Genomic DNA, 1,292 nt, shown 5'->3' on the forward strand with positions numbered 1-1,292 from the left:
AAAAAAATTAAAAATATATCCTTAAAAAAAGACTGCAATGATGGCATGGTTTTGAGACAGTCTGACGGTTTTGTATAACAATCAGTTGCGGATTGTTTGAAAACTAATATAGCTAAAATTCCCGACTTTTATGCTTGCGCGGATGTGTCCACAGGACACAAAGCCGCAATTGTTGTTATACATTGTTGTGCCTAGTTATTTTAATCTACCAACTCCCCAACCTTTATTGAATTTCCAATCATTTATTTTAGTCAATTCAGTATAACATCGTTCTACCGAATCGTGAATTATATTAAGTAAGTCCTGAATGTAATCGTCGTCAAGAAAGATAGGTGAGCTAGCACTATGTATTATTTCATTTCGAATTTCAGTCATTTCTTCCAAGCTATCAAACAAGCTTTTTTTTCGTCTTCGATATGGTCTTTTTAAGACACCTGCAAAATCAATTCTACTGTCTAAGGCTTTGAAATGTTTACAAACCATTGATAATCTACCGAAAGGAATTGATTCGGCAAAAGCATCTTCTATTGACAATTGTCCTTCAGATACTTGTGCTAATCGTTCTGAAGAGATTCTATTTCCTTTTAGAATTTTTTCTTTATTTGTTGAATATTTTAATAAAGCGATATAAGTTGATTTCCAAAAATCTTCAGCAATAGATGCTATAAAAGGCAGGATTAATGTGTTTGAAAAGTATTTTGGATTAAATCTATCAATCCAATAAATTCCAGAAGGTTCATCGTGTCTTTCGTTGAAATTTCGACTGTCAAAATATTGTCTAACTCTAATTAAATTGGAACCAAATGCACTAAAAGCTAAATAGCATCCAGATTCTGAAGGCTCCGATGCAATTCCGTTTGGATGTAAGTATGTGCTTTTTCCATAATCGGTAAAAAATTGTCCTTTAAAGTATTGACGAAGTAGCTTAATTGTTTTGTTTTGATGTTCTAAATCATAATAGCTACGTCCAGCATTTGTTCTAGTTTCTATAAGAATTATTTTGTCTTTTTTAAAAAGAGAAAGTTCAACTCCAGACCAAGATTTATAATCATTTCTTTCAAACCATTGGTAACTTTGAATTTTACCTAATTCTTCTGCATCCCAATTCCCTAAATACCTATAATCTAACATTTCTAAAAACTCTTTTACAAGTTTTAAAGATGTTCTTTTAGGTAGTATGTTTTGAGATTCATAACTCATTTTTCATAATTAGGCACAACGGCAGTCAGTCTCAAAACTACCAATTAATGCTCTTAAAAATACTATTTTTCTGATTTTTATGAAATTTATCG

General features: G+C 31.1%; 1 protein-coding gene. It reads right to left on the reverse strand.

The window, feature by feature from the left end:
- Window positions 1–195: 195 nt before the first annotated feature.
- Window positions 196–1,200: a hypothetical protein gene (locus tag ACH2AZ_RS12400; RefSeq protein WP_394908092.1), complete on the reverse strand. Its 1,005-nt coding sequence runs from the start codon at window positions 1,198–1,200 to the stop codon at window positions 196–198.
- Between the last annotated feature and the right edge of the window lie 92 nt (window positions 1,201–1,292).

Origin of the sequence: uncultured Mesonia sp. (genome assembly GCA_947499595.1) — a bacterium.
GTDB classification, from domain to species: Bacteria; Bacteroidota; Bacteroidia; order Flavobacteriales; family Flavobacteriaceae; genus Mesonia; species Mesonia sediminis.

Excerpts from the sequence above, each read along its gene's own strand:
- ACH2AZ_RS12400 (WP_394908092.1), bottom strand. The coding sequence starts at position 1,200 with ATGAGTTATGAATCTCAAAACATACTACCTAAAAGAACATCTTTAAAA.